25 protein-coding genes and 8 tRNA genes are annotated in these 24,156 nt (G+C 45.5%); 1 reads left to right on the forward strand and 32 read right to left on the reverse strand.

Features of this window, described 5'->3' with window-relative positions; genetic code table 11:
* Window positions 1-61 precede the first annotated feature (61 nt).
* Together ACFQV5_RS09855 and ACFQV5_RS09860 are read right to left on the reverse strand one after the other, a co-directional pair.
* Window positions 62-1,111 (reverse strand): CotH kinase family protein, encoded by a 1,050-nt coding sequence (locus ACFQV5_RS09855; RefSeq protein ID WP_379246146.1) that lies wholly within the window; start codon window positions 1,109-1,111, stop codon window positions 62-64.
* 249 nt (window positions 1,112-1,360) lie between these two features.
* Window positions 1,361-1,510, reverse strand: coding sequence for a hypothetical protein (locus tag ACFQV5_RS09860; protein WP_379246148.1), 150 nt, complete (start codon window positions 1,508-1,510; stop codon window positions 1,361-1,363).
* Window positions 1,511-1,821: 311 nt separating this feature from the next.
* Between ACFQV5_RS09860 and ACFQV5_RS09865 the strand changes: the two genes are divergently transcribed.
* Entirely contained in the window at window positions 1,822-2,274 is a 453-nt protein-coding gene (locus tag ACFQV5_RS09865) for a GNAT family N-acetyltransferase (protein ID WP_379246217.1), read from the forward strand.
* A gap of 84 nt (window positions 2,275-2,358) precedes the next feature.
* Here the strand turns inward: ACFQV5_RS09865 and ACFQV5_RS09870 are convergent, their stop codons facing one another.
* The 30 genes from ACFQV5_RS09870 to ACFQV5_RS10015 form a co-directional block, all read right to left on the reverse strand.
* The gene (locus ACFQV5_RS09870; RefSeq protein WP_379246150.1) at window positions 2,359-2,817 is read right to left on the reverse strand and encodes a hypothetical protein; all 459 of its coding nucleotides are present in this window, start codon (window positions 2,815-2,817) and stop codon (window positions 2,359-2,361) included.
* Window positions 2,818-2,919: 102 nt separating this feature from the next.
* Window positions 2,920-3,363, reverse strand: a complete 444-nt coding sequence (locus ACFQV5_RS09875) for a GNAT family N-acetyltransferase (RefSeq protein WP_379246152.1) — start codon at window positions 3,361-3,363, stop codon at window positions 2,920-2,922.
* On the reverse strand, window positions 3,360-3,578 hold the full coding sequence (locus ACFQV5_RS09880; protein WP_379246154.1) for a hypothetical protein: 219 nt from the start codon (window positions 3,576-3,578) through the stop codon (window positions 3,360-3,362). Before ACFQV5_RS09880 ends, ACFQV5_RS09875 begins: the two co-directional genes overlap by 4 nt.
* A gap of 150 nt (window positions 3,579-3,728) precedes the next feature.
* Complete coding sequence (gene trxB, locus ACFQV5_RS09885; RefSeq protein ID WP_379246156.1) at window positions 3,729-4,682, reverse strand: thioredoxin-disulfide reductase; 954 nt, start codon at window positions 4,680-4,682, stop codon at window positions 3,729-3,731.
* A 55-nt stretch (window positions 4,683-4,737) separates the two neighbouring features.
* Window positions 4,738-6,402 carry a tetratricopeptide repeat protein gene (locus tag ACFQV5_RS09890; protein ID WP_379246219.1) on the reverse strand — a complete coding sequence of 555 codons (1,665 nt, stop codon included), beginning with the start codon at window positions 6,400-6,402 and terminating at the stop codon, window positions 4,738-4,740.
* 140 nt (window positions 6,403-6,542) lie between these two features.
* Window positions 6,543-7,490 (reverse strand): ribose-phosphate diphosphokinase, encoded by a 948-nt coding sequence (locus ACFQV5_RS09895; protein WP_379246221.1) that lies wholly within the window; start codon window positions 7,488-7,490, stop codon window positions 6,543-6,545.
* A 195-nt stretch (window positions 7,491-7,685) separates the two neighbouring features.
* Window positions 7,686-8,510: a histidinol-phosphatase HisJ gene (hisJ, locus tag ACFQV5_RS09900; RefSeq protein WP_379246158.1), complete on the reverse strand. Its 825-nt coding sequence runs from the start codon at window positions 8,508-8,510 to the stop codon at window positions 7,686-7,688.
* 14 nt (window positions 8,511-8,524) lie between these two features.
* Entirely contained in the window at window positions 8,525-9,226 is a 702-nt protein-coding gene (gene hisIE / locus ACFQV5_RS09905) for a bifunctional phosphoribosyl-AMP cyclohydrolase/phosphoribosyl-ATP diphosphatase HisIE (protein ID WP_379246160.1), read from the reverse strand.
* Complete coding sequence (hisF, locus tag ACFQV5_RS09910; RefSeq protein WP_379246162.1) at window positions 9,223-9,981, reverse strand: imidazole glycerol phosphate synthase subunit HisF; 759 nt, start codon at window positions 9,979-9,981, stop codon at window positions 9,223-9,225. The genes hisIE and hisF overlap by 4 nt, the downstream gene beginning before the upstream one ends.
* 30 nt (window positions 9,982-10,011) lie before the next feature.
* Window positions 10,012-10,743, reverse strand: a complete 732-nt coding sequence (hisA, locus tag ACFQV5_RS09915; protein ID WP_379246164.1) for a 1-(5-phosphoribosyl)-5-[(5-phosphoribosylamino)methylideneamino]imidazole-4-carboxamide isomerase — start codon at window positions 10,741-10,743, stop codon at window positions 10,012-10,014.
* A 21-nt stretch (window positions 10,744-10,764) separates the two neighbouring features.
* The gene (gene hisH, locus ACFQV5_RS09920; protein WP_379246166.1) at window positions 10,765-11,391 is read right to left on the reverse strand and encodes an imidazole glycerol phosphate synthase subunit HisH; all 627 of its coding nucleotides are present in this window, start codon (window positions 11,389-11,391) and stop codon (window positions 10,765-10,767) included.
* Between the two features lie 3 nt (window positions 11,392-11,394).
* Window positions 11,395-12,003 carry an imidazoleglycerol-phosphate dehydratase HisB gene (gene hisB / locus ACFQV5_RS09925; RefSeq protein WP_379246223.1) on the reverse strand — a complete coding sequence of 203 codons (609 nt, stop codon included), beginning with the start codon at window positions 12,001-12,003 and terminating at the stop codon, window positions 11,395-11,397.
* A complete protein-coding gene (gene hisD, locus ACFQV5_RS09930) occupies window positions 11,997-13,301 on the reverse strand; it encodes a histidinol dehydrogenase (protein WP_379246168.1) in 1,305 nt (434 codons plus the stop codon). The genes hisB and hisD overlap by 7 nt, the downstream gene beginning before the upstream one ends.
* 65 nt (window positions 13,302-13,366) lie before the next feature.
* Window positions 13,367-14,008: an ATP phosphoribosyltransferase gene (hisG, locus tag ACFQV5_RS09935; RefSeq protein WP_379246170.1), complete on the reverse strand. Its 642-nt coding sequence runs from the start codon at window positions 14,006-14,008 to the stop codon at window positions 13,367-13,369.
* Between the two features lie 32 nt (window positions 14,009-14,040).
* Complete coding sequence (locus ACFQV5_RS09940) at window positions 14,041-15,237, reverse strand: ATP phosphoribosyltransferase regulatory subunit (RefSeq protein ID WP_379246172.1); 1,197 nt, start codon at window positions 15,235-15,237, stop codon at window positions 14,041-14,043.
* A gap of 262 nt (window positions 15,238-15,499) precedes the next feature.
* Complete coding sequence (locus ACFQV5_RS09945; protein WP_379246174.1) at window positions 15,500-16,714, reverse strand: acyltransferase; 1,215 nt, start codon at window positions 16,712-16,714, stop codon at window positions 15,500-15,502.
* Window positions 16,715-16,995: 281 nt separating this feature from the next.
* Window positions 16,996-17,502, reverse strand: coding sequence for an acyltransferase (locus ACFQV5_RS09950; RefSeq protein WP_379246176.1), 507 nt, complete (start codon window positions 17,500-17,502; stop codon window positions 16,996-16,998).
* A gap of 12 nt (window positions 17,503-17,514) precedes the next feature.
* Window positions 17,515-18,168 carry a pyrophosphatase PpaX gene (gene ppaX, locus ACFQV5_RS09955; RefSeq protein WP_379246178.1) on the reverse strand — a complete coding sequence of 218 codons (654 nt, stop codon included), beginning with the start codon at window positions 18,166-18,168 and terminating at the stop codon, window positions 17,515-17,517.
* Between the two features lie 5 nt (window positions 18,169-18,173).
* Window positions 18,174-19,289 (reverse strand): prolipoprotein diacylglyceryl transferase, encoded by a 1,116-nt coding sequence (gene lgt / locus ACFQV5_RS09960; protein WP_379246180.1) that lies wholly within the window; start codon window positions 19,287-19,289, stop codon window positions 18,174-18,176.
* 12 nt (window positions 19,290-19,301) lie between these two features.
* On the reverse strand, window positions 19,302-20,240 hold the full coding sequence (gene hprK / locus ACFQV5_RS09965) for an HPr(Ser) kinase/phosphatase (protein ID WP_379246182.1): 939 nt from the start codon (window positions 20,238-20,240) through the stop codon (window positions 19,302-19,304).
* Window positions 20,241-20,630: 390 nt separating this feature from the next.
* Entirely contained in the window at window positions 20,631-21,755 is a 1,125-nt protein-coding gene (locus ACFQV5_RS09970; protein ID WP_379246184.1) for an ABC transporter ATP-binding protein, read from the reverse strand.
* A 103-nt stretch (window positions 21,756-21,858) separates the two neighbouring features.
* Window positions 21,859-23,064 carry a PucR family transcriptional regulator gene (locus ACFQV5_RS09975; protein WP_379246185.1) on the reverse strand — a complete coding sequence of 402 codons (1,206 nt, stop codon included), beginning with the start codon at window positions 23,062-23,064 and terminating at the stop codon, window positions 21,859-21,861.
* Window positions 23,065-23,168: 104 nt separating this feature from the next.
* Window positions 23,169-23,241, reverse strand: a tRNA-Lys gene (locus ACFQV5_RS09980).
* Window positions 23,242-23,248: 7 nt separating this feature from the next.
* Window positions 23,249-23,334: transfer RNA gene (locus ACFQV5_RS09985), tRNA-Tyr, on the reverse strand.
* Between the two features lie 12 nt (window positions 23,335-23,346).
* Window positions 23,347-23,419: transfer RNA gene (locus tag ACFQV5_RS09990), tRNA-Phe, on the reverse strand.
* A gap of 62 nt (window positions 23,420-23,481) precedes the next feature.
* A tRNA-Asp gene (locus ACFQV5_RS09995) sits at window positions 23,482-23,558 on the reverse strand.
* Between the two features lie 14 nt (window positions 23,559-23,572).
* Window positions 23,573-23,648, reverse strand: a tRNA-Thr gene (locus ACFQV5_RS10000).
* A 19-nt stretch (window positions 23,649-23,667) separates the two neighbouring features.
* Window positions 23,668-23,743 (reverse strand) — tRNA-Val (locus ACFQV5_RS10005).
* 9 nt (window positions 23,744-23,752) lie between these two features.
* Window positions 23,753-23,829, reverse strand: a tRNA-Met gene (locus ACFQV5_RS10010).
* 34 nt (window positions 23,830-23,863) lie between these two features.
* A tRNA-Ser gene (locus tag ACFQV5_RS10015) sits at window positions 23,864-23,955 on the reverse strand.
* Between the last annotated feature and the right edge of the window lie 201 nt (window positions 23,956-24,156).

A 24,156-nucleotide genomic window follows, 5' to 3' on the forward strand; every position in this document is an offset into this window, starting at 1 on the left:
AGTTTCATCTATAATGTATCTCTATATTATATCATTAAACCCACATTATACCATTACCATATTAGGAATCTAATCTCCACAGCTGCTCCGCAATATTCTGACGCCTGCTTTCGATATAATAGCGAATCGTATTCGGTTCACTGCTGAACAATTGATGGCTCCATTTTTGATTCAGATCCATATATACATCATTTGCAATATTGTTATGCATCCGGTACACAATCGGTAGTTGGCGATGTACCGTAAACTCCGTATTCAAAAAATGGGTAAGCAAAGCTTTATATTGTTGCCGATACGCTCGGTATGATAATACCTTTTCTGTTAATTTGTTGTACCCCTCTATTTTCACGAGATTAGAATCCACTAATTTCCCATAACAGTTCCTGCCCCAAGTTCCCTCGTAATCCCACGGTATGATCGAATAGACCTTACGTGTTCGATGTTCGAACAATGTGTAGTTCTGATTAAATCCATCATAATTGCCCGTTAACACAGCCCCGCATAGCCAGCGTAAATAATTCTCTATGTCGAGATGGCGATGCAGATACTGTTGTAATTGTTCTCCCTCATGGACATGCAAGTTTCGAATAAAGCGAGTTAACCTCGTACGATCCTGCTCACTACCTTGAATCAAGCTATATCCGGAGAACAATGACTTCTTCTTCAACCTCTTATCTGTAAAATCTGCATAATCATTAACCGCATATATGATGCTTCGTACCGGAATTCCCCGTCGACGGAAAAAAGCCGCTTTTACCGCTTCAATCTGCAAATAAACACCAGCATTTTTATTATTAATATTAAGTACACAATGCCGGGTCTCCGGACTCGGTACATGTATAGAATTGAAAAATCGGAACGATAGCGCATTTCTAATCATCGAAGGATCATCATATTCGGCATTAAAATGATAAGTTGTACGTGATGTGCGAATTTCGTAGGATTTCTTAGGGTACTCCCGGGTATGTCCCCCCCGGTAACGTATCCGAATTGGAATTCGCCTCCCCCCTTGCTGCATATACGCTTGAACGAAACGATCAGACCATATGTCTCTTTTCAGAATCTCATATTCATTATCATCAATAAACACCTTGTAAACCGGTAATCCCACAAGACTACCTCCCTATGAATAGTAGACATATGCTGATTTGAGCAACTCTCTTATATTTGACCAGTCCCTTTGTCGTAAACGAGACGTATATATATAACAGATAGACAATGTTTATCTAAAACAATATGTTCAGGAAAGGAGAATGAAGCATGTTTTATTTCAGACCGATGCCTTTCCCTCGTGACGAGAGAGAGAATAATCAGCACAGCAGTTCTCATGACAACAAATCTCACGGTACTCATTCCGACGCTAACCATTCCCATGGTAATCAGTCTCATGGTAAACATCCTCACGACGACAACCAATCTCACTGCAATCACTCCCACGGCCACCACTCTCATGGTCACCGGACGGGTAGCCATCATCCCCATAGAAGCTGTCCAAAAAAGCATAAGTCACGTAAACGTCGCGTTAGAAACGTCAATCGTTGCAGAAACCGCAACCGTTCTAGACACCGTAGATCATGTCGTTGCTAGTAAACTGCCCTTAAGACTGTCTTGTCAGGAGCACTGGATAGGCAGCTCAGCGGTGCTCCTTGACAGGAGCAGACTTGCCAATAATATATGCTGCAACCTATTTATTGTGCTTCCCAGTCGATCATGCTCCGCCACTGCATGCTTTTTCAAGCTTCTACTATGATTCTTCGTGTTACAATAGTCCTGCAATGGCTTGGAATACATATATGTAAGGAGCTGTAACATTAGATGAACATTCACATTCGCTTGCTTAGAATGGGCGAGGATCCTCCGATGAAACTGTTGTTGTTCGCCGATCCTTCTGTAAATCACGTTCAGGAATACATACAACGTGGACAGTGCTATGTCGCAGAACTGGAAGAAGATATAGTTGGGGTGTACGTGCTGTTACCAACCCGTCCGGGCATTGTAGAGCTCGTTAATGTGGCTGTAGATAAAGATTTTCACGGTCAAGGAATTGGCAAACAGCTCGTCAACCATGCAGTGCAGTCTGCTCGGTCTCTCGGGTTTGCAACCATCGAGGTTGGAACGGGTAGCACAGGTATCGTCCAACTCGCCTTGTACCAGAAATGCGGCTTTCGGATGACCAGTATTGATCGGGATTTTTTCATTCGGCATTATGATGAAGAAATTCACGAGAACGGAATGCGTCTGTATGACATGGTGCGACTATCTCAAGATTTATAAATCACCGCTCCATGAAGGGTGAAAATAACAAACGGCGACCGTGCCTAGGTTCATACCTAAGAGACGATCGCCGTGAACGGGATGCTATGAAGATTTTTTTCCTCTAACCGCTTGATAGATAAACCCTAGCGTGAACACCACCAGCATTACAATGTATGAAATAATAACAACATCGGTGGTATTAATTTGTGTAGAATAGCTCAAGTGAATCTGTGTCCCTATGATGAGCGTAAACAGTACATAATATTGGGACAAACCTGCTAGTGCAATGTTGCGAAAGGCTTCATCCACAAAGATGAACTGCCAGATGAAGAGCAGAAAAGATACTAACCACACAACATTCCCCAGCAGATAACTGTACACCTTCTTTATAGAAAGCTTGGCAAACTGTCTACCTCCCCAGAACCAGAACAGTACAAAGGCTAAGTTTAGTATCCACATCGATATTGACCCAAAGAACGGCAAATAGATAATGAGCGTGTTTAACAACCAACCTGAAAGTAACGGTGCAAGTACAATTAGTAAATGCTTATTTTTATTCATATAATTATTCAAAACAACTCTCCTCACTCAGCACTATACTCCATAATCCAGCAATCACGATATTCACCCTCGTGCCATTCATGACTCTGAAGATATTTCTTTTTATACCCTGAGCGCCCGTTCATTCCAGGCCTGAGGGTCCATCACAATTTGCTTTGCCCCTTCATGATCTATCAAATAACGAACCATGGACGAGATCAGCTTACTCCCAATTCCTCGATTCCACAGCGATGTTTCCCCAATAAATTGATCCATACCGAAAATTGCCCCTGGCGCATCACGATATCCGTATTCATCCCGCTCCTCATCGGTTATTCGATAAAACTGGATATATCCGATATCCCGCCTTTCATATTGAATGATACAACGGTTATTCGATTCATCCTCGTCAAAAAAACGTTCTTTCACCATCTCTAGATCATGTGGACGATCTCGACCCTCATAATAAGCCAACACTTGGGGATCACTTAGCCACTTCACAAGTAGAGTCGCATCAGCCTCTTCCAGACGACGAATGGTTAGTTGATTATGCTCATATAATATCATTGCTCTACCCTTTGCTTTCTTCGAATCATTGTAAATAGGGCTGCCATATGTCCCACTGTAAAGAACAGTGATAACAGTGTCAGAAACATAAGTCCATTAATGCTGCTATGGTTCTTATCCTCTCTGAATATGTACACCGTAAGGATAACTAGTGCCATCCCTATAGACCCGAACAACACGGTAATAGCTGCCCTAAACCTGATCGCTTTATCCATCTAACAAAGCCCCCGCTTCTTCTAATATCCGTTTCAGAAGTCTGTTTAGATTGTACCATAAAGCTCTTCATGAACGATAAATAGGAACCATAAGCAAGCACAAAAAGAGAAGCCGGTAAGCCGGCTTCTCTTTTGAATGCAATATTACTATTACTTACTGAGCGTTTCGCTCCAGTCATGTACCATATTTCCTTCAATGAACTTCTCGCAATCCATCGCAGCCATACAACCGGAACCTGCAGCTGTAATCGCTTGGCGATAGCGGGTATCCTGTACGTCACCACATGCGAATACACCTGGAATATTCGTCTCCGTTGTACCTGGTTTAACGAGAATGTATCCGGTAGGGTCGGTTGTAATCTGACCACCAAGGAAAGCCGTATTTGGCGTATGTCCAATGGCTACGAATACACCTTCCGCTTCGATGAGTTCTTCCTCACCCGTTTCGTTGTTGCGGACTTTCAGTCCTTTAACGCCGGTTTCGCTTGTGACCACTTCCAGCGGAGTACGGTTAAGTGCCCATTCCACCTTCTCGTTCTCACGAGCACGGTCCTGCATGATCTTCGATGCGCGAAGTTCCTCACGACGGTGAACCAGCGTTACGCTGGAAGCAAAGCGAGTCAAGAAACTAGCCTCTTCCATTGCAGAGTCACCGCCACCGATAACGATAATCTTTTTATTACGGAAAAAGAAGCCGTCACAAGTTGCGCATGTGCTCACTCCACGTCCGACATTTTCCTGTTCTCCAGGAATGCCAAGATACTTAGCTGATGCCCCTGTAGAAATGATAACAGATTCAGCGAGCAGTTCTCCCATACCTTCTACTTTCACTTTGAATGGGCGCTCTGAGAAATCCACGGACTCAACCCAAGCACTTTTGAATTCAGCTCCGAAACGCTCAGCTTGCTGACGCATGTTGTCCATCAGTTCTGGCCCCATAATACCTTGCGGAAACCCAGGGAAGTTCTCTACCTCGGTTGTTGTAGTTAGCTGGCCCCCAGGTTGCATTCCCTCGATAACGAGTGGTTTCATGTTCGCACGCGCCAAATAAATAGCTGCTGTCAGACCAGCTGGTCCTGTTCCGATTACGATTGATTTGTACATATTGAAGGCCTCCTTTAGCATCGTCAGTTATACGTATTCTTATCTTACCCTATTATTAAATATTTTCTGTAAAAGGGCGGAATTCACCATTCTCTTCCTCTTGATTACCACATACTTGGTCAATCTGACGCGCATAACGTCGTACAGTAGACGAAGAAATACCATATCGAAGCGCTACTTCTTCATACGTATATGCTCGCCCACGAATTTTGGCTGTCATATATTCCAGGGCTGCTGCCCATCCTGAAATATTACGAATATTCGGAATATCAGGATACAGTTTACTCAGGAATTCTGACCATAGTGACTCCAGTTCCCGTTTACGGAAATGATCGGGACGTTTGTCCACCATTTGAGAAGCCTTATCTAAAACTTCTTGCCAAGTCGGATGCCAGTCGGGCAATACTTCTACATTCTTCACGTTCTCACGGTCCTGGTTCCGGATCGGTTTGCTCTCAAGCTGCTGCAGTACAAGACGTGCTGCATCCTTCAAGGCTGCATCTTCACCTGGCTCTTGCAAAAAAGTTTGAAGCGCATGCTGTACTTCATCGTCTGCAATGAGCTCGAGGGTACGGATGACCTGCAGCTTAATGTGAGGATCTCCATATCGCAGAGCCCAGAAGAAAGATGAACGAATTAGAGGATTATGCTTCGCTTCCTCTGTCATTACTTCTCCATCATGCTCCCACCGCTTAAACTGCTCTTCAAACGGAAGATGATAATGATAGCTAACCTTCATTACCGCCGTACCCGTTTCTTTGCGTTGCTGCAGCTGAGCGAGATAAAAATCCGGAATAACCGACTCCGGATCCAGCTTCTTGGCATGACGCCAATATCTTCCCGCTACCTCGTAAAGACCACTGTTGCAAGCTGCAACTGCCGTGTAATGGTAGAGACTCGGGTCACTGCTGAACTCTTCATCCTTCAGTAACCGTCGAAAATGGCCAAAAGCCTCTTCGTGTTTTCCCAAGATCCCCATGGTCGTAGCAAGTTTAAACACATGCTCCTGATGAAACGGTATCGTAGCGGCAAGCATTTCTACAAGCCGGTTACGCTGCTCCGAATTGCCCTCATGTTGGAAGAAAATAGCCAAGTTGCACAAGCCGTGCAAATTTCCTGGCTCCTGATCCAGCACTTCTTCAATGGTTTTCTTCGCCTTGGCGAATCTGCCCATGTAATAGTAGGCTAGCGCCAAGTTATTCCGTGCTGCAAGGAAATCGGGGCAATCTTCCACAATCTCCTCAAGCATTTTTACAGCCTGTGCAAACTTTCCTTCTTCAAGCAGCTCCCGAGCACGCTCATGCTCGACCATACCTTCTCGGCTCTTGATGCGGTTCACCTTGGCGGGACGGTTCAGTTCATATTGAAGTAGTTCCATCAACTCTTCTGACTCGTCCATAAATTGTCCACTGGAGTCCTCCTCCAGATACGTAACCAGTGCCTCTTCCGCCTGCTCGAAAAGCTCCATATTTGCGTAGTTGTTTGCCATGTAGAAATAACATTCTGTCATGGAAGAATCAACTTTATCTAAAATATGCTGCAGCACCTTGTTCGAACCTTCGTAATCGCCCGTCTCTGATAATATACCCGCCATATTGCAATGATTCACCGGATTCTCCGGTTCATATTCAACAGCTTTGCGAAAATACTTCAGTGCTTTGTCATATTGGTAACGATCGAGTGATTTAACCGCACGATCAAAGAAAAAGTTAGCATTCATTTCGATAGGTATAATATTGTGAAGGTCATCTGACCCTGATTGATATCTATTCACGGAAGCAAGACACCTCCTTTAACTTGCTCCTATCCACAACAGTATAACACGTTACAACGGCATTTGCAGAAAAAAGACACCGGTTGTCAAACCCCGGCATCTTTAAATAATGTAGCTATAGATCCACCTTCAGTAATGATATTTGTAGCCTGTGCCAGCATAGGCGCAACAGACAATACTTTTACAAATTCCTTATGATTATCAGGTAATGCAATAGAGTCCGTAATGACCAATTCTTCGATATGTGCATGGTCTAGACGTTCAAGTGCTTGACCAGAGAATACACCATGAGTTGCGCACACAATAGCATCTCTAGCACCGCGCTCCTTTAAACCTTCAACCACATGGACGATCGTCGAGCCTGTATCAATCAAATCTTCGATAATAATCGGTGTTCGATCCTTTACATCCCCAATAACATGCGTAATAACAGATTCATTATGTGCCGGACGCTGTTTGATCATAATCGCAAACGGCGATCCCAAACGATTAGCTAGCTTCTCAGCAGTTGTAGCACGACCAGCATCTGGTGAGACAATGACCGGGTTCTCGATCTGCTTGCTCTTCAAATAATCTGTTATTAGATCTAATGCCGTTAGGTGATCAACTGGAATATTAAAAAATCCTTGAATCGCAGGCGCATGAAGATCAATCGTAATAACGCGGTTCGCGCCGGCTGTCGTTAGAACATCCGCCACCATTTTAGCCGAGATCGGCTCTCTTGGTGCCGACTTACGCTCTTGCCGGGCATATCCATAGTAAGGAACGATAATGTTCACGGTCCGAGCAGATGCGCGTTTTGCTGCATCAATCATAACTAGCAACTCTACGAACATTTCATTAATGGGATGAGAGAATGACTGGACGAGAAATACATCGCAGTTCCGAATACTTTCCTCGTAATGAACATAGATTTCACCGCTCTGAAAGCGAGAAATTTTCATTTTTCCGAGTCCAACGCCTAGCTTCTCACCAATGCTCTCAGCGAGCTTCGGATTAGATGAGCCAGCAAACAATCGAAGTGAATGATACATTTGGTCCTCCTGGATACCGAAAATGATTGAATTAGATTTTTCATAGTACATGATAGCAAAAAAAGGGCTATCGCCAAAGCAGGCCGCCTCCGCCTTTGTAACCTCCGCTCTATTAAAGAGGATGTCACAGTAACGAAAACAGCCATATCTTCTCTAACTACTTATGTGCTTATTTCTATTATACATCGGTTCGTCCTATTCTTTCAAAAGAACCATTTTCCTGATCCGATTTTGGAAGGTAGCTACCTGCTCTACTCCCAGCTCGGATAACAGGCTTCGCGCCGTATCCAAATGTTCACCTAGCTTCTGCGGCTGATGCGCATCCGATCCTAGCGTAAGCGGAATGCCCAGTTTAATTGCTTCCTCCAGCATTCTTCGACTCGGGAACATCTCTTCGCACGGTTTGGATAGACCAGATGCATTAAGCTCCATTGCTTTCCCGCTTCGGCTAACTGCAGCAAGGGCCGCTTTTTCTATAGCGATCACTTCTTCAGCATGTTCTACACCTGGGCCGAACCCAAATCGCTTAATCACATCTAGATGACCCATGATATCATACAGACCGCTTTCAGCTGCTTTTTGAACAGCATCATAATACTGACGATATACCTGAAGGGGGTCTTTCCCTTCCCAGCCATGTGTTTGGCGATAATCGGTAATGTCCCATTCTCCAAGAAAATGAACAGAACCGATGACATAATCCCACGGATAAGCTTGTATGATCTTTTCGATCTGTTGTTCATATCCTTCGATATAATCGCCCTCAAGGCCAACACGAACATCAATTTGATCTTTGTAGCGCTCTTTAAGCGCTAAACATTCCTCTACATAACGAGGCAGCTCCTCCATTGGCATTGCTACCTCTGAATAATACTCTTCAGGATTAACATGGATGAGAGGCATATGGTCGGACAACCCAATCTGATCCAAGCCCATCTCTATGCCCCGCTTTACATACTCCTCGAGTTCCCCAATAGCGTGACCGCAACGAGCATGGTGGGTATGATAGTCAATGTACATCTAACGTACGCCTCCTAATCGCGACGAGGCCGTTCATGGCGACGGCTAAGCTCGTCTAATACATCATCAAGGGGCAGTTTCCGCTCTTGCAGGAGAACCAGCAAGTGGTAAATCAAGTCACTGACCTCCAGACGAAGCTCATCATTGTCACAGTTTTTAGCCGCAATGATCGTCTCCGACGCTTCTTCACCAACTTTTTTAAGGATTTTATCAACTCCCTTATCAAATAAGTAAGTTGTATAAGCTCCTTCTGGACGCTCTACCTCACGTTTAGCGATGATCTCTTCCAGCTCTGCAATCACAGCGAATCGGTCGCTTAAGGCCATCGTATCCTCTATACCTGATAAGCTAGGTTGCCCATCTACTGTAATTTCATTATAGAAACAGCTCGTTTCTCCAGTGTGACATGCCGGGCCCTTAGGTTTTACTTGCACCAATAGAGTATCACCATCACAGTCATAAGCTAGAGAAACAACGGATTGAATATTGCCGGATGTGGCTCCTTTATGCCATAACTCTTGGCGCGAACGACTCCAGAACCAAGTCTCTCCGCTTTCCAGCGTAAGACGCATTGATTCACGATTCATATATGCCATCATAAGTACCTGTTTAGTTACTCCGTCCTGAATGATCGCAGGCACCAATCCCGCTTCATCCCAGCGAATATGTTCAATCATCTGCTCCAGCGATAGATCAAGCTTCATGTCCTCACTCATCTGATGTCCACTCCCTTTTGTCTTAAGTGCTGTTTGAGATCCGGTATGGCAATTTCCTTATAGTGAAAAATTGTCGCGGCAAGTCCCGCATCCGCTTTGCCTGAGGTAAATACATCGTAGAAATGATCCTCTTTCCCTGCACCACCCGAAGCAATAACCGGGATGCCAACTGTACTGGATACAGCAGACGTAAGTGCAATGTCAAAACCATCCTTCGTGCCATCTGCGTCCATACTCGTCAGCAATATTTCTCCTGCACCAAGCGACTCCGCCTGTTTCACCCATTCCAGCGCCTTCATCCCCGACGGAGTCCGTCCACCATGGGTATATACTTCCCACTCGCCCCATACGTCATTGAATTTAGCGTCTACCGCGACAACGATACATTGGGAGCCAAAGCGCCGTGCACCGGCAGAGATGAGCTCAGGTTGCTTTACCGCTGCAGTATTAATACCGATTTTGTCCGCACCCGCACGCAAAATCCGTTTCATATCTTCTACTGACGATATTCCGCCGCCAACAGTGAACGGAATCGCAATTTCACCTGCGGTTCTCCGTACAACCTCTTCCATCGTGGCACGACCCTCAACCGATGCCGAGATGTCCAGAAAGACCAATTCATCTGCTCCTTCCCGGTCATACAGCGCAGCAAGCTCCACAGGATCTCCTGCATCACGGAGATTGACAAAATTAACTCCTTTTACAACCCGTCCGTCCTTCACGTCCAAACATGGAATAATTCGTTTGGCCAGCATGCTCTCGCCCTCTTCCCTTTATTCTTCGCTCTAACCAATGACACTTACCGCTTCGCTCAAATCGATACTACCCGTATACAGAGCTTTACCGACAATAGCACCTCCGACACCGTCCGAATAATGCTTGCTAAGCGCCTTAAGATCATCAAGCTTGGTCACGCCGCCAGAAGCAATAACTGTACGCCCACTCGCCTTAGCCAGTGACACAATCGCTTCCACATTCGGGCCCTGCATCATACCGTCACGTGAAATATCTGTAAATATAAACGTCTCTGCCCCTTTTGAAGCGAGCTCCTTCGCCAGCACTTCAGCCTGCACCTCGGATGTTTCCAGCCATCCACGTGTTGCAACGAAGCCATTCCGTGCGTCAATACCAATCGCGACCTTGTCGCCGTATTTGCCAAGCACTTCCTCTGTAAAAGCGCGATCTTCAATCGCAGCGGTTCCGATAATAACCCGGCTTACACCGATTGATAACAGGCGCTCTACATCAGCAATCGTACGGAGTCCACCGCCCACTTGTACCGGTACATTCATTTTTGCTGCAATCTCGCCGATGATCGCATCGTTTACGGGATGACCAGCTTTAGCGCCATCAAGATCAACCAAGTGAATGAATTTTCCACCTTGTTCTTCCCAAGAACGTGCCACTTTCAGCGGACTATCATTGTAAACCGTCTCCTGATTGTAATCACCTTGCACGAGCCTGACACACTTGCCTCCTAAAATATCAATTGCCGGATATATGATAAATGATGACATATTCATCCCCACTTCTTATTTTTATTCAGTCTTCGATCTCGTCAGTCCCAAAAAGTTACGCAGCAGACTCATGCCAAGCTCCCCGCTCTTCTCGGGGTGAAATTGCATACCATATACGTTGCCATGCCCAACAATCGCTGTCACTTCCGTGCCGTAATCCGTTACTGCGAGCAGATGGGATTTCGCCTCAGGAAGGACATGATATGAATGCACAAAATACACATGCCCTTCCTCAAGCCCCGCAAACAGCGGATGTTCCGGATTCTTGAACTGCAAGCTGTTCCAACCCATATGAGGCACCTTAAAATCACTGCCAGAGAAACGTATAACCGACCCCGGCAAAATATTCAGTCCCTTATGGCGCCCGTGCTCTTCACTTTCACTAAACAACAACTGCATCCCAAGACAAATACCCAGTAGCGGCGTTGTACCCGATGCTGCAGCCTTCTTCATTACTTCATCCAGTCCTGTTTCATGCAAATGCTCCATCGCATCACCAAACGCCCCAACACCAGGTAAAATAATACCGTCTGCCGCCAAAATTTGTTCGTCTACTCCGGTGACAAGCGGCTCATAACCGAGCCGCTCTACCGCTTTACTTACACTGTGCAGGTTGCCCATGCCGTAATCCACAATCGCAATGGCCATGACTTACAGCACTCCTTTTGTCGACGGAACGCCCGTCACCCTCGGATCAATACTTGTCGCCTCGTCTAGCGCACGGCCCAGTGCCTTGAACACCGCTTCAATCATATGGTGCGTGTTCTGTCCGTAATGCACAATGACGTGCAGCGTTATCCGTGCCTCAAGTGCCAACTTCCACAGAAACTCTTGCACCAGTTCTGTATCGAACGAACCGACTTGCTGCGATGGATACGCCGCACGATATTCAAAATGCGGGCGGTTGCTAATATCAACCACCACCTGTGCTAAAGCTTCATCCATCGGCACAAACACGCTTGCGTAGCGCTTAATCCCTTTTTTGTCACCAAGCGCTTCACGCAGAGCTTGACCTAGGCAAATACCGATGTCCTCTACCGTATGATGGTCGTCAATCTCGATATCCCCATTCGCTTTCACGTTAAGATCAAATTGTCCGTGCTTAGTGAACAGATCCAGCATGTGATTAAGAAAAGGAACATCCGTCTCCAGCTCGGTCACGCCAGTCCCATCTACGTTAAACTTCAGCTTAATGTCGGTTTCGTTTGTTGTGCGGCTGACACTTGATGTCCGCCCTTTTGCTTCAAAATTGCTCACGATGATTGCCCCCCTGTATTTGACTCTTGCTCCAGCCGAACAGCGATTGCCTGCGCATGGCCTTCAAACCCTTCACGCCGTGCCAGCTCCATAATCGTCTCACCGTCACGGAGCAGCGCTTCCTTGCTGTAATAAATCATGCTTGACTTCTTAATAAAATCATCCAGATCAACCGGCGACGCAAATCTTGCCGTTCCATTCGTCGGAATGATATGGTTCGGTCCTGCAAAATAATCACCTACAGGCTCCGAGCTGTATGCCCCTAGGAAAATTGCACCCGCATTCTCAATCTGCCCCATAAGTGCCATCGGCTCTTCGGTCATAATTTCGAGATGTTCCGGTGCAAGACGGTTCACCAGATCGATACCCTCTTTCATCGTACCCGTCACAATAATGGCTCCGTAGCTATCTAGAGAAGCACGGGCGATATCACGCCGCGGCAACAATTCAAGCTGGCGCTCCACCTCTGTGGACACCGCCTTGGCAAGTGACTCAGACGGTGTTATAAGCACAGCCGATGCCATCTCATCATGCTCGGCCTGGGATAATAAATCTGCCGCAATGTATGACGGCTCTGCTGTATCGTCAGCCAGAACGACAATTTCACTTGGTCCTGCCATGCTGTCGATATTGACCACCCCGTACACTTCCCGTTTAGCTAGCGCGACATAAATATTGCCGGGACCGCAAATTTTGTCCACGGGTACAATCGAATCTGTTCCGTAAGCCAGTGCAGCAATCGCTTGGGCTCCTCCTACACGGTAAATCTCCGTCACGCCCGCTTCAGCGGCGGCAACCAGGATATAAGGATCGATCCCTTCTTTCCCGCGGGTTGCTGGTGGCGTAACCATAACGATTTCAGGTACTCCGGCTACCTGTGCCGGAATGACGTTCATAAGCACAGAGGATGGATAAGCGGCCTTTCCACCGGGAACGTAAACGCCAACTCGTCTCAGGGGCCTTATGATCTGTCCTAGAATACTGCCATCTGGCTGAAGATCCATCCAAGAGTTTCGCTTTTGCTTCATATGAAATGAGCGTATATTCTCAGCCGCAGCCCGAATAGCCGTGACAAAGGATGGTTCAACATGATCGTAAGCTGCCTTCAGTTCGGCTTCCGGCACACGAAGCTCATGCGCTTCGAGCTTCATCTTGTCAAATTCTTCTGTGTAACGCAGCAGTGCGGCATCTCCTTCAGCTCGTACCGCTTGAACCACAGCTTTCACCGCTTCGTTCTGCTCCGGTGTTCCATAATCGCTCTCCCGCTGCAGCTTAAAATCCCGTACCGACACAACCTTCACCGTAGATTCCCCCTTACCTCTCCTCTTATGAATGCTTGTACCTCCGCTTATTTCGCACAGTCTTCTTATCTATTCGCTTCTCCGGCCATAATCACCTTTTGTAGACGATCACACAGCTCCTGAATCTCACCATTCTTCATCCGGTAGCTCACACGGTTCGCAATCAATCGGCTTGTAATTTCAAAAAGACTCGTCATTTCCACAAGTCCATTCTCTTTCAGCGTCTGCCCGGTCTCTACCATATCGACAATTCGATCAGCAAGTCCGATGAGCGGAGCTAGCTCGATCGATCCGTTCAGCTTCACAACCTCGACCTGTTGCCCCTGTTCCCGAAAATACTGTGATGCCACATTTGGATATTTTGTAGCCACACGCTGCTGAATACCTGGTGTCCAATCCGGTAGCCCGATAACCGACATTCGGCATCTGGCAATCCCGAGATCAAGCAGCTCATACACATCCTTGTTCTCTTCCATTAAGACATCCTTGCCCACAATACCGATATCTGCTACGCCATACTCCACATAAGTTGGTACATCGACCGGTTTTGCCAGAATAAATTCCATTCCAGCCTCCGGCAAAGAGATAACCAGCTTGCGCGTATCATCGACGTCCATAGGAATAGGAAGTCCTGCCGAGCGAAACAACTCGGATGCCTTTTTATAGATTCTCCCTTTAGGCATGGCGACTTTTAATAATTCTGCCATTTGATCGCACCTCCTTACTGTTCAGTCTATATTCACGAGAACGTAAAAATCTCCTCATAGCCTTTATGCAGCAGCCCGCTTTCCGAAGCTTCAGCTTGATTATCGGATTGCCATTCAGCATCACCGTTTATTAACGAGGTAACAACAACTCTTCCTTCGCTACGCAGTAGAGCGGCCTTCGCCAGACCTTCTTTACGCTGCTCTACTGTATACTGTATTAGTACTGGAAGCCGTGCTGGTGTCTCTTCCACCCGAACACCATCCAGAATACGATTCGTTTTTAAGGCAAAACCTGTCGCCGGGATGTTCCGTCCGAATTGCTGTAGCAACTTGTCATAACGACCCCCATTTGCGACAGGTGAGCCAATTTCTGCAGCATAGCCTTCAAACGTCATTCCTGTATAATAGGAGAAGTCTCCGATCATCGTCAGATCAATCAATACATGCTCCGAGACATCATACGCTTCAAGCACTTCCCATACCTTACATAGATGATCGATAGAAGATCGAGCCAGTGGATTCCCGCTCAGCTCAAGCGCTTGCTCACAAATTTCTCTGCCACCACGGAGTCGAAGGATACCTTCCAGCTTAATGGTTTGGCTTTCATTCAGCTGCAGCGCAGAAATCGTGTTCCGATATCCAACATAATCTCGGTTCAATAAATCATGTTTCAGATTCTCTTGATCCTCTACTCGTTCAGGCAGTACCTCTTCCAGCAATCCATTTAGAAAGCCTACATGACCCAGTGCTATTCTGAACTGCTCTACGCCAGCCGCCTGCAGCGATTCAATCGCCAGCGCTACAACTTCAGCATCCGCCTCCGGGGAATCATCACCAACGAGTTCTACTCCTGTCTGGAAAAACTCAGCCTCCCGGCCCGCCTCTTCTTCAATCGCGCGGAACACATTCGCATGGTAAGACAAGCGGATTGGCAATGGTTCTTCCTTCAGTAACGATGCTACTACCCTGGCAATCGGGGCCGTAATATCCGAGCGAAGCACCATGGTTGTGCCCCTATTGTTAAGCAGCTTGAACAATTTCTGATCAGATGTCGAGCTAGCAACACCTACCGTATCGTAATATTCCATCGTTGGCGTCATAATCTGCCGGTATCCCCAGCGGTCCATACACGCAAGGACCTGTTGCTCAATCCGGCGTAATCTGGTTACCGCGTGGGGGAGGTAATCCCGGACGCCAGCCGGTTTTTCAAAGCCTTTAGGTTTAGACATGACGTTACACCCCGATCTCTATATGTTCTTTATTACATTAAAGTGCTAATATGCTACCAAATTAAAGAATATTGGCTATGGTACCATAACTTCTGCCATATCGTCAATCCATTCCTTTTTCTCCCTGTCATTATAACCTACCTCCGCTAACAAGTAGATATAAATAATAGAAGCCGTCCGGTACCCGGACGGCTTCTTGATAACTTACATTATAAATTTATTAAAGATAGTTATTATTAATCTTGCTTACACACTGTACAATCTAAAGACCAACTGATTTCTTTCCAGAATCCTGCTTCTTCTGGCGTTCTTTCTTCGCTGGATCTTTTGGCTTCAAGGAACGAGGCACACTGCCGAGCAGCACCCAAGCCCCAGGAATATATTTCAGTATGAACTGTACAAATACTGCAGTCACAATCAAAGCGGTTATCATACCACCATAAACCCAGATCAGATAGTCATCTGTTACCGGATTAAGACCAAATTTATACTCGCGATAGAAGTTTAGCCACAGCGGATGCATCAGGTAAATAGCGAAGGACAATTCACCGATCCGCGTTAATATAGCAATAATTCTCTTCCAGCCACTGTTATACAGCCAGTTTGCAGCCTGCATTAGGACAATTGCTGAGAAAACCGTATGCATGTTCCATAGAAATTCGTACCATAACGAGTCATACTTTGCTCCCAATAGCCGTGAATTATACCATATCTGCACATGCGTCAGTGCCATTAGTAGCCAGCCGCCCCAAAGCGCAATCGTAGCACTCTTTTGACGTTTAGTCTGTTTCTTCCATGCAGAGGTCAACCATACTTTATATTTATCATAATTAATCGCGAGGTAAGCACCCAGCAAGTAGTATGCCATATAAGAAATTGCAAGGCTTCCCTTGGTAGCATAGTGCAGTTCGTACTTATTCCATACGATGAATCCCCATTGGAGCAGGAATCCGATTGGCACCGCCCACCGCACCAGAAACTTGGAAGACTTCAGAAGCATCAGGAATAATGGGAACAAAATATAAAACTGCAAACTTATAAATACAAAGTATAAATGCGTATAGTTCTGTCCTTTAGACAAACGGTCAAAGAATTTAGGTAACTCTACACTCCAATTGATCGAGCTGTTAAGCAGTCCATTTTGATCGAGTCTGACAAAGAAATAAACGATCGAAATAAGCAAATAAGGCAGCAAAATATACAGTAGCCGTCTTTTATAGAAATTAGCGATCAGATTTTTCGTCAGTGGACGATCATAGTAATTGTAGAACAGCACAAAGCTGCTCAGAAAGATAAACGATGGTGTGCCATACTTAAAAAATATATTCAAAAAATTAATAATATAATAGAAGCGAGAATCGATCGCATCTACTGTTGCAAATGAGGTCGCATGCACATGCAATACGCCTAGAATGGCTAATGCTCGATATATATCCAGCTGAGGCAGCCGTTCTTTCCTGATTTGAGTAGCTTCCATATCTTTATTTCCCCTTTTGTAAAAGATAGAGTAGAAACAGACACAGCAAGCGGCAATATAAAAAAACGCTCAGCTTGACGTAAATGACAACAGAGCGTAATTACTGATGGCTGTTCAATATTCCCTTAACACGGATAATGGGTGAAGATTACTCATCATACCAATCAAAAAGTCCCACAAGGCAGCTTACCCAGGGGACCATCATATGTTCTTGACTTTGTTTTGCCCTATTTATTTTACAACAAAAACAGCTATTTTGGAACCTGCAGCCGTACTTTGTCTCAAATTGACTCCTCTTCCGGTGTTGCCCGTTTGAGCACACGAAGTGGGTTACCACCTACAAAATCACCTGGTGCTACATCCTTGTGCACAACCGCCCCTGCTGCCACCACAGCTCCGTCACCGATAGTGACACCTGGCAAAATAGTCGTATTTGCACCAATCAACACATTTTCACCAATGATAACTTCCCCAAGCCGGTATTCCCGAATCAGGTACTCATGAGCAAGGATTGTGGTGTTATAGCCTATGACCGAATTTTCACCAACCGTGATCTTCTCCGGATAGAACACATCGACCATAACCATTAATCCAAACGCCGTGTGTTTGCCAACTTTCATCCCAAGTATGTTCCGGTAGATCCAATTCTTCATCGGAAGTACAGGACAATAACGGGCCAGTTGAACAAAAATAAAGTTTTTAACTCCCTTGATCGGACTCACTGTACGATAAATATGCCATAACGCGTTATGTCCGTTCACAGGGTAGCGGGTTACCTTTCTTGCCATTGCACCCGGCTCCTATTCCTGTTGCTGTTTCTGTCCTACAATCGTATAAATGTCACGCATATCCTTCAAAATATAATCCGCTCCGCAGTCCCGTAGCACTTGCTCGCCTTTCAGCGACCAAGCAACTCCAGCTGCGAGTACCCCGGCAGCCTTTGCTGACTGGATATCGACAGTACTATCCCCAACCATCAAGGTTGTTTGCGGATTACATCCGATGCTCTCTATCGCCTTAAGTACCGGTTCGGGATGTGGTTTAGGATTTTCTACATCATTGACAGTAACAACAGCTGACATATACTTCTCCAAATCAAATTTCTCCAAAGTCATCAGGGTGGTTGGACGAATCTTCGTAGTCACAATCCCCATGGAAATTCCCTGAGCATACAGCCACTCTATCACTTCGTTCACATAAGGAAAAGGACGAACCATTTCATCGTGATACTTGTTGCTGTATGTGCGGTAAAGGGGAACAAGCGTTGACACGTCCTCCTCCCCCGAAAAGGTCTGAAGCTGTTGTTCCAGTGTCGTACCCATATGAGGGATGATATCTTCCCTCTTAAGAGGCCCCTTAGGCCCCTGTTCAAATACACGCATAAATGAGGTAATAATCATTTCATTCGTATCAATGATCGTACCGTCCAGATCAAACAGTATGGTTTCTATCACGCTGTCTACTCCTTTTTGTCCTCCACATTGTTCTTCATTCGTCCATTATCAAGCTTGGAGGGGTCTTCCGTTCCCTTATCCGCCGAGTCCACTTTCGGATCTGATGCAGCCGGCTGATTCGGAGATGATCCCTTAGCTGATTTCGGTTTGCTGACTTGCTGTGGTTTCGTATTTAATGTCGCTTCCGGTGTTGGAGCTGCCCCTGGTTTCGAGCACACGATTGGATCCAAATAACGTTCTTTCGCACTCCCATTTACCCGTCTTATGATGATCCATATGATTCCGCAAATAACGATAAGTATCGGTAATAGCTGAGAAATACGAATGTTTCCGTATGCCGGGTCCAAATATCCCTGTTCGAATCCCATCCATGTCATCGGTGCCCACAAACCATTAATGATCGATTCAAGGAACGAAGGCCCTTGGAATGCCAAGCTGTCTGTACGTACAGCCTCGATGAAGAAACGACCGATTGAATACCAGATGAAATATCCGATAAATAGCTCGCCGACACGCAGGAACTTTTGTCTACGAAGTACAAGTAAAATAATAAGTCCTAGAAGGTTCCACATGGATTCATATAAAAAGGTAGGATGATGGAATACACCCTCTACATTCATCTGATTAACAATAAAGTCAGGCAGGTGAAGGGTATTACGGAGGAATGACTCCTCTACAGGTCCACCGTATGCTTCTTGATTGACGAAGTTACCCCAGCGCCCGATAAGTTGACCTAACAATAGCGAAGGTGCACATAAATCAGCAATGCGCCAAAAACTATATCCTTTATACCTCACATAGATAATTGCACATATAATGGCACCAATAAGTGCACCGTAAATGGCAATACCGCCATTCCATATTTTAAATACATCAAAGAAGTTGTCTTTATAGTCTTCCCATTTAAAGGCCACATAATAAATTCTCGCGCCAATGATAGCTGAAGGTACGCCTAAGAGCAAAAGATCCATAAAGAACTCTTGCGGAATACCAAAGCGTTTTCCTTCACGAATAACAAGCAACAGTCCTGCCAAAGCGCCCAGCCCTAGAATTATTCCGTACCAATGGACGCGCAGCGATCCGATCGAAAAAGCAATCGGATCGATCAGCAATGTAGACATTCATTTCCCCCCCTAGTCCATTTCATCCATGTCATCAGCTATCGTAGCCGTTAATTTGTTCGTGAACTGCAGTGCTGCATTCAGCCCCATTTGTTTCAGTCGGTAGTTCATTGCAGCAACTTCAATAATAACGGCCAAGTTTCGCCCTGGGCGAACTGGAATCGTAACGAGAGGCACATCTGTGTCAATGATACGAGTAGTCTCTTCATCCAAGCCCAAACGGTCATACTGCTTATCTTGCTGCCAAGCTTCAAGACGCACAACCAAGGTTATCCGTTTATTGTTACGAACTGCACCCGCACCAAACAGTGTCATTACGTTAATGATGCCAACCCCGCGGATCTCCAGCAAGTGCCGGATTAACTCAGGCGCTGTACCATGCAATTGGAAGTCCGACGTCTGGCGAATTTCAACCGCATCGTCAGCAATGAGTCGGTGACCGCGTTTCACAAGCTCCAGTGCAGTCTCACTCTTACCAATACCGCTTGATCCCGTAATCAGCATACCTACACCATATACATCGCACAGAACCCCGTGGATCGTTGTAGTCGGCGCAAGCTTACGCTCTAAAAAGCCGGTAATGCGGCTTGTTAGAATCGTTGTTGCCAAGCTGCTTCGGAGTACAGGCATGCCTTTTTCATTACTGACCTCAACCAGTTCCTCCGGAACATCCAGAGAGCGTGTAACCACAATACATGGTGTTTCATCCGTGCAGAGACTGCGCATACGATCTTTGCGCTCCTCTGGATTCAACATTGCAAAAAAAGCTAATTCTGTCCGTCCCAACAGCTGAACTCTTTCGCGTGGATGATACTCAAAATATCCCGCCATTTCTAACCCTGGACGATTGAGATCATCCGTTGTAATTTGACGTTTCAAGCCTTCTTCCCCTGAGATGACCTCCATTTGGAACTGTTGCACCAGCTCAGACACTTTCACTTTCTTTGCCATGGTTGTACCCCTTTTCATCCTTATGTTAAAAACCAAAGCGCGAACCAAGGCTGCTGGTTCGCTCACAAATGTATCGTTAGTAATGAAGAATACAGACTAGATCCGGCATCCATTTACATCTAGTTAGTTTTTGCCTAAAGTCGTACATCACTCACATCACTCAATAAATTTACATCAACTAATCTACTGCTCATTCTAAAGCAACTATATAAGGCTTACTTCCTGATATCTTAAAGGAAAATAGCACTAAATGCAATATTTCCAGTTTCTACTATATGTATAGAGAACTTCCAGAACAACGTCTCTTTATCTTATACGTTCTCTGTATATACTACCAAATAGGGAATAAAAAAACCGCCCCACAGGGGCGGTTTACCGACTGCCTGGGAATTAGTCTCCCAACAATACGTTCAGTTCGGTTTCTTTATCAAAGATATGAACTTTGTTCATGTCAATTGCCAATTTAACATTATCGCCTTCACGCGTAGTTGAACGTCCGTCTACACGACCGATAACTGTTTCAGCACCCAAGCCGCTCAGGTACAAGAGCATTTCGTGACCCAAGTTCTCAGTTACGTCAACTTTTGCAGTGAAGATTGTGTTTGGAGATGCTTCCAAGAACACTGGCTCTTCATGAATATCTTCTGGACGAAGACCCATAATTACTTCTTTACCGATCAAGGACTTGTTTTTCAGAAGTTGTGCTTTACCGCCTGGTACTTGAACGTTCAAACCTTCAGCTGTAAAGTATACACCGCCGTTTTGCTCGGACAATTTACCATTGATAAAGTTCATTGTAGGGGAACCGATAAAGCCTGCAACGAACAGGTTTCTTGGGCTGTTGTAGAGCTGTTCTGGTGAATCAGCTTGCTGAATGATACCATCCTGCATAACTACGATACGGTCACCCATCGTCATAGCTTCTGTTTGGTCATGCGTTACATAGATACAAGTGGTTTCAAGACGCTTAACCAGCTTTGTAATTTCGGCACGCATCTGACCACGAAGTTTAGCATCCAAGTTGGAGAGAGGCTCATCCATCAAGAAGACTTGTGGATCACGGACAATCGCACGGCCCAAGGCAACACGTTGACGCTGACCACCAGAAAGAGCTTTCGGTTTACGCTCAAGCAAATGCTCGATGTCCAAAATTTTAGCTGCTTCACGTACACGTTTGTCGATTTCGTCTTTCTTAACCTTACGAAGCTTCAAGCCGAAGGCCATGTTCTGATACACATTCATGTGCGGATACAAGGCGTAGGATTGGAATACCATCGCGATGTCACGGTCTTTAGGAGCCACATCGTTAACTACACGGTCGCCAATGTAGAGTTTACCTTCGGAGATTTCTTCAAGTCCAGCGATCATCCGCAAAGTTGTGGATTTACCGCAACCGGAAGGTCCTACCAATACGAGAAACTCTTTATCTTTAATATCGAGGTTAACATCGATTACTGTTGCCTTATCAGATCCTGCATATTTCTTGTAAATGTGTTCTAAACGTACGCCTGCCATGCTTGTTGCCCCCTCATATAAGTGGTATGAAATCGAATACATTTTATAGTCTAATATTACCCTATAGGCATCTCACTGACTATACACAAACTGCACAAAAATCTTATTTTCTTTTCGTCACTTTATACAATAGAAGAGTTATTTTAACCAAAACAGCATCACCAAAGCTCCGAACATCCAGCCCAGTTTCCTGCTTAATCTTATCTAAACGGTATAAAAGTGTATTCCGGTGAATATATAAATGCTTGGCCGTTTCACTCACATTACAGTCCAGTTCAAAGAAAGTTTCCAGCGTGGACAGTGTCTCGGCATCTTCAAAAACTCCCATATGATGGCTTGCATACTCCTCTAAAAACTGATTTCGCTCCACTTCAGGAATGCTAAATAACAGTCGTTCCAAATGCAGTCCCGTCGATAAATGAATATGCTCTTTCAATTGAAAAGTTCTTGATATAATCATCGTTTCACGCAGCTGTCTCAAAGCTTCAGGAAGGCCTTCCCTTACCTTGAAAATCGGAATCGCTGCAATATGAAAATCTCCAACCCATTCATTCGATACAAGCTCATACAGCCCCATGCAAAAGAGAGTCAGCAAATCCTGTTCGCCTTCACCTGGATTCTCTTCCTTCTCGTCGACAAGACCATCCAAAAGCTGCCGGTCCGCAAGAACAAGCCAAGCCTTTTCCTGTAGAGGTATCAATACAATCTCACCATCAAAATAGCTGCGAAGTAACCTTTGTAATGACTTAAATGTAGTATTGGCGGGATGTTCGCTTTCATTAACTAATAGAAAAGGAATCATTTCTTCGGTTAATAATATTCTTTCTGCGATTTCTTCTGGTAGAGTAGCTTGGTATTCACCTGCTTCTACACGCCTGATCAACCATTCTCCGAGCTGCTGAGCATATCGTTCCTCTTCTACTTTGCTGCTACCGTGATGACCCTTAGAAATTGAACTCGAGTCTAATAGATTAGACAACAAAAGCCCAATCAATTTCGCTTCGGATTCTGTTATTTTCGCAGCTGGTGCTGTAATTACAACGGGTGCTTCCTTCTGATTAGGAATCGTAAACCATACTTCTCCCTGATTCGTATAATAAAAGAATCCCGCCTCCGGTAGATCTTTGATTAATTTCTTTGTTTGGAGATCACTATTCATTCTCTTCTCTTCTGTACTCAGACTATGAAGATTAGGATTCGTTATAGAATCAAACATCAATCCGGTTTCTTGCTCATTCAACGATTTAAGGGCCATAGGAATACCCAGCGTGCTTTTCAAACTCTGTAGTATTTGCTCTATCTCCGCCATTGATGACTCCACCACTTTGTTTTTTCTTATTATTCTAGCACATATATAGCAGACAACTGAAATATATACAAAAAAGCCGTCAACATTGTTGACGACTTCTGTGATGAGCCATGAAGGACTCGAACCTTCGACACCCTGATTAAAAGTCAGGTGCTCTACCAACTGAGCTAATGGCTCTTAAAACTGGTGGAGGATGATGGATTCGAACCACCGAACCCGTAAGGGAGCAGATTTACAGTCTGATGCGTTTGGCCACTTCGCTAATCCTCCAGGATTAAAAGGTGGCTCGGGACGGAATCGAACCGCCGACACGAGGATTTTCAGTCCTCTGCTCTACCGACTGAGCTACCGAGCCATATTCAATTTAATAAAAAAATAGTGTGAAGCGATTTAACTTCGCACATTTTGTATAATAAATGGCGGAACTGACGGGATTCGAACCCGCGGTCTCCTGCGTGACAGGCAGGCATGTTAGGCCTCTACACCACAGTTCCGCATTTAAAATAACTGGTGCCGGCGAGAGGACTTGAACCCCCAACCTACTGATTACAAGTCAGTTGCTCTACCAGTTGAGCTACACCGGCGTATTCATTTAAAAAATAATGGTGGAGGCTGAGGGGTTCGAACCCCCGACCCTCTGCTTGTAAGGCAGATGCTCTCCCAGCTGAGCTAAGCCTCCAGGTATGTATGGTAGCGGCGGAGGGGATCGAACCCCCGACCTCACGGGTATGAACCGTACGCTCTAGCCAGCTGAGCTACACCGCCATATCAATACAGGATTACATTCAGGTTATATAAATGGCGGAGAGAGAGGGATTCGAACCCTCGCACCACTTTCGCAGTCTAACCCCTTAGCAGAGGGTCCCCTTATAGCCACTTGGGTATCTCTCCATCATAACCTTTATGCAAGTTACAGAGATTGACTCCCTGAAAACTAGATACGAAACGTTTCGCGAATTGTGCTTCACTGTAACTTACACCGGATCAAAGCGCAATGCTTTCGATGTAAACTTCACAGTATGAAGCTTTAGGATAAGCCCTCGACCGATTAGTATTGGTCAGCTCCATGCATTGCTGCACTTCCACCTCCAA

The sequence above is a fragment of the Paenibacillus sp. GCM10028914 genome (genome assembly GCF_042666275.1).
In the GTDB taxonomy this organism is placed as follows: Bacteria; Bacillota; Bacilli; order Paenibacillales; family Paenibacillaceae; genus Paenibacillus_AQ.

What these genes read in the sequence shown, in the direction of transcription:
- ACFQV5_RS09945 (WP_379246174.1), bottom strand. Translation starts at nt 16,714, where the DNA reads ATGGAAGCTACTCAAATCAGGAAAGAACGGCTGCCTCAGCTGGATATA.
- hisF (WP_379246162.1), bottom strand. Translation starts at nt 9,981, where the DNA reads ATGCTGGCCAAACGAATTATTCCATGTTTGGACGTGAAGGACGGACGG.
- ACFQV5_RS09875 (WP_379246152.1), bottom strand. Translation starts at nt 3,363, where the DNA reads ATGATATTATATGAGCATAATCAACTAACCATTCGTCGTCTGGAAGAG.
- lgt (WP_379246180.1), bottom strand. Translation starts at nt 19,289, where the DNA reads ATGTCTACATTGCTGATCGATCCGATTGCTTTTTCGATCGGATCGCTG.
- ACFQV5_RS09870 (WP_379246150.1), bottom strand. Translation starts at nt 2,817, where the DNA reads ATGAATAAAAATAAGCATTTACTAATTGTACTTGCACCGTTACTTTCA.
- ACFQV5_RS09970 (WP_379246184.1), bottom strand. Translation starts at nt 21,755, where the DNA reads ATGGCAGGCGTACGTTTAGAACACATTTACAAGAAATATGCAGGATCT.
- ACFQV5_RS09895 (WP_379246221.1), bottom strand. Translation starts at nt 7,490, where the DNA reads ATGTATCATTCACTTCGATTGTTTGCTGGCTCATCTAATCCGAAGCTC.
- trxB (WP_379246156.1), bottom strand. Translation starts at nt 4,682, where the DNA reads ATGTACAAATCAATCGTAATCGGAACAGGACCAGCTGGTCTGACAGCA.
- ACFQV5_RS09890 (WP_379246219.1), bottom strand. Translation starts at nt 6,402, where the DNA reads ATGAATGCTAACTTTTTCTTTGATCGTGCGGTTAAATCACTCGATCGT.
- ACFQV5_RS09975 (WP_379246185.1), bottom strand. Translation starts at nt 23,064, where the DNA reads ATGGCGGAGATAGAGCAAATACTACAGAGTTTGAAAAGCACGCTGGGT.
- hisA (WP_379246164.1), bottom strand. Translation starts at nt 10,743, where the DNA reads ATGTCATCATTTATCATATATCCGGCAATTGATATTTTAGGAGGCAAG.
- hisIE (WP_379246160.1), bottom strand. Translation starts at nt 9,226, where the DNA reads ATGAGTGAGGACATGAAGCTTGATCTATCGCTGGAGCAGATGATTGAA.
- hisJ (WP_379246158.1), bottom strand. Translation starts at nt 8,510, where the DNA reads ATGTACATTGACTATCATACCCACCATGCTCGTTGCGGTCACGCTATT.
- ACFQV5_RS09880 (WP_379246154.1), bottom strand. Translation starts at nt 3,578, where the DNA reads ATGGATAAAGCGATCAGGTTTAGGGCAGCTATTACCGTGTTGTTCGGG.
- ACFQV5_RS09940 (WP_379246172.1), bottom strand. Translation starts at nt 15,237, where the DNA reads ATGTCTAAACCTAAAGGCTTTGAAAAACCGGCTGGCGTCCGGGATTAC.
- ACFQV5_RS09950 (WP_379246176.1), bottom strand. Translation starts at nt 17,502, where the DNA reads ATGGCAAGAAAGGTAACCCGCTACCCTGTGAACGGACATAACGCGTTA.
- hisH (WP_379246166.1), bottom strand. Translation starts at nt 11,391, where the DNA reads ATGGCCATTGCGATTGTGGATTACGGCATGGGCAACCTGCACAGTGTA.
- hprK (WP_379246182.1), bottom strand. Translation starts at nt 20,240, where the DNA reads ATGGCAAAGAAAGTGAAAGTGTCTGAGCTGGTGCAACAGTTCCAAATG.
- hisG (WP_379246170.1), bottom strand. Translation starts at nt 14,008, where the DNA reads ATGGCAGAATTATTAAAAGTCGCCATGCCTAAAGGGAGAATCTATAAA.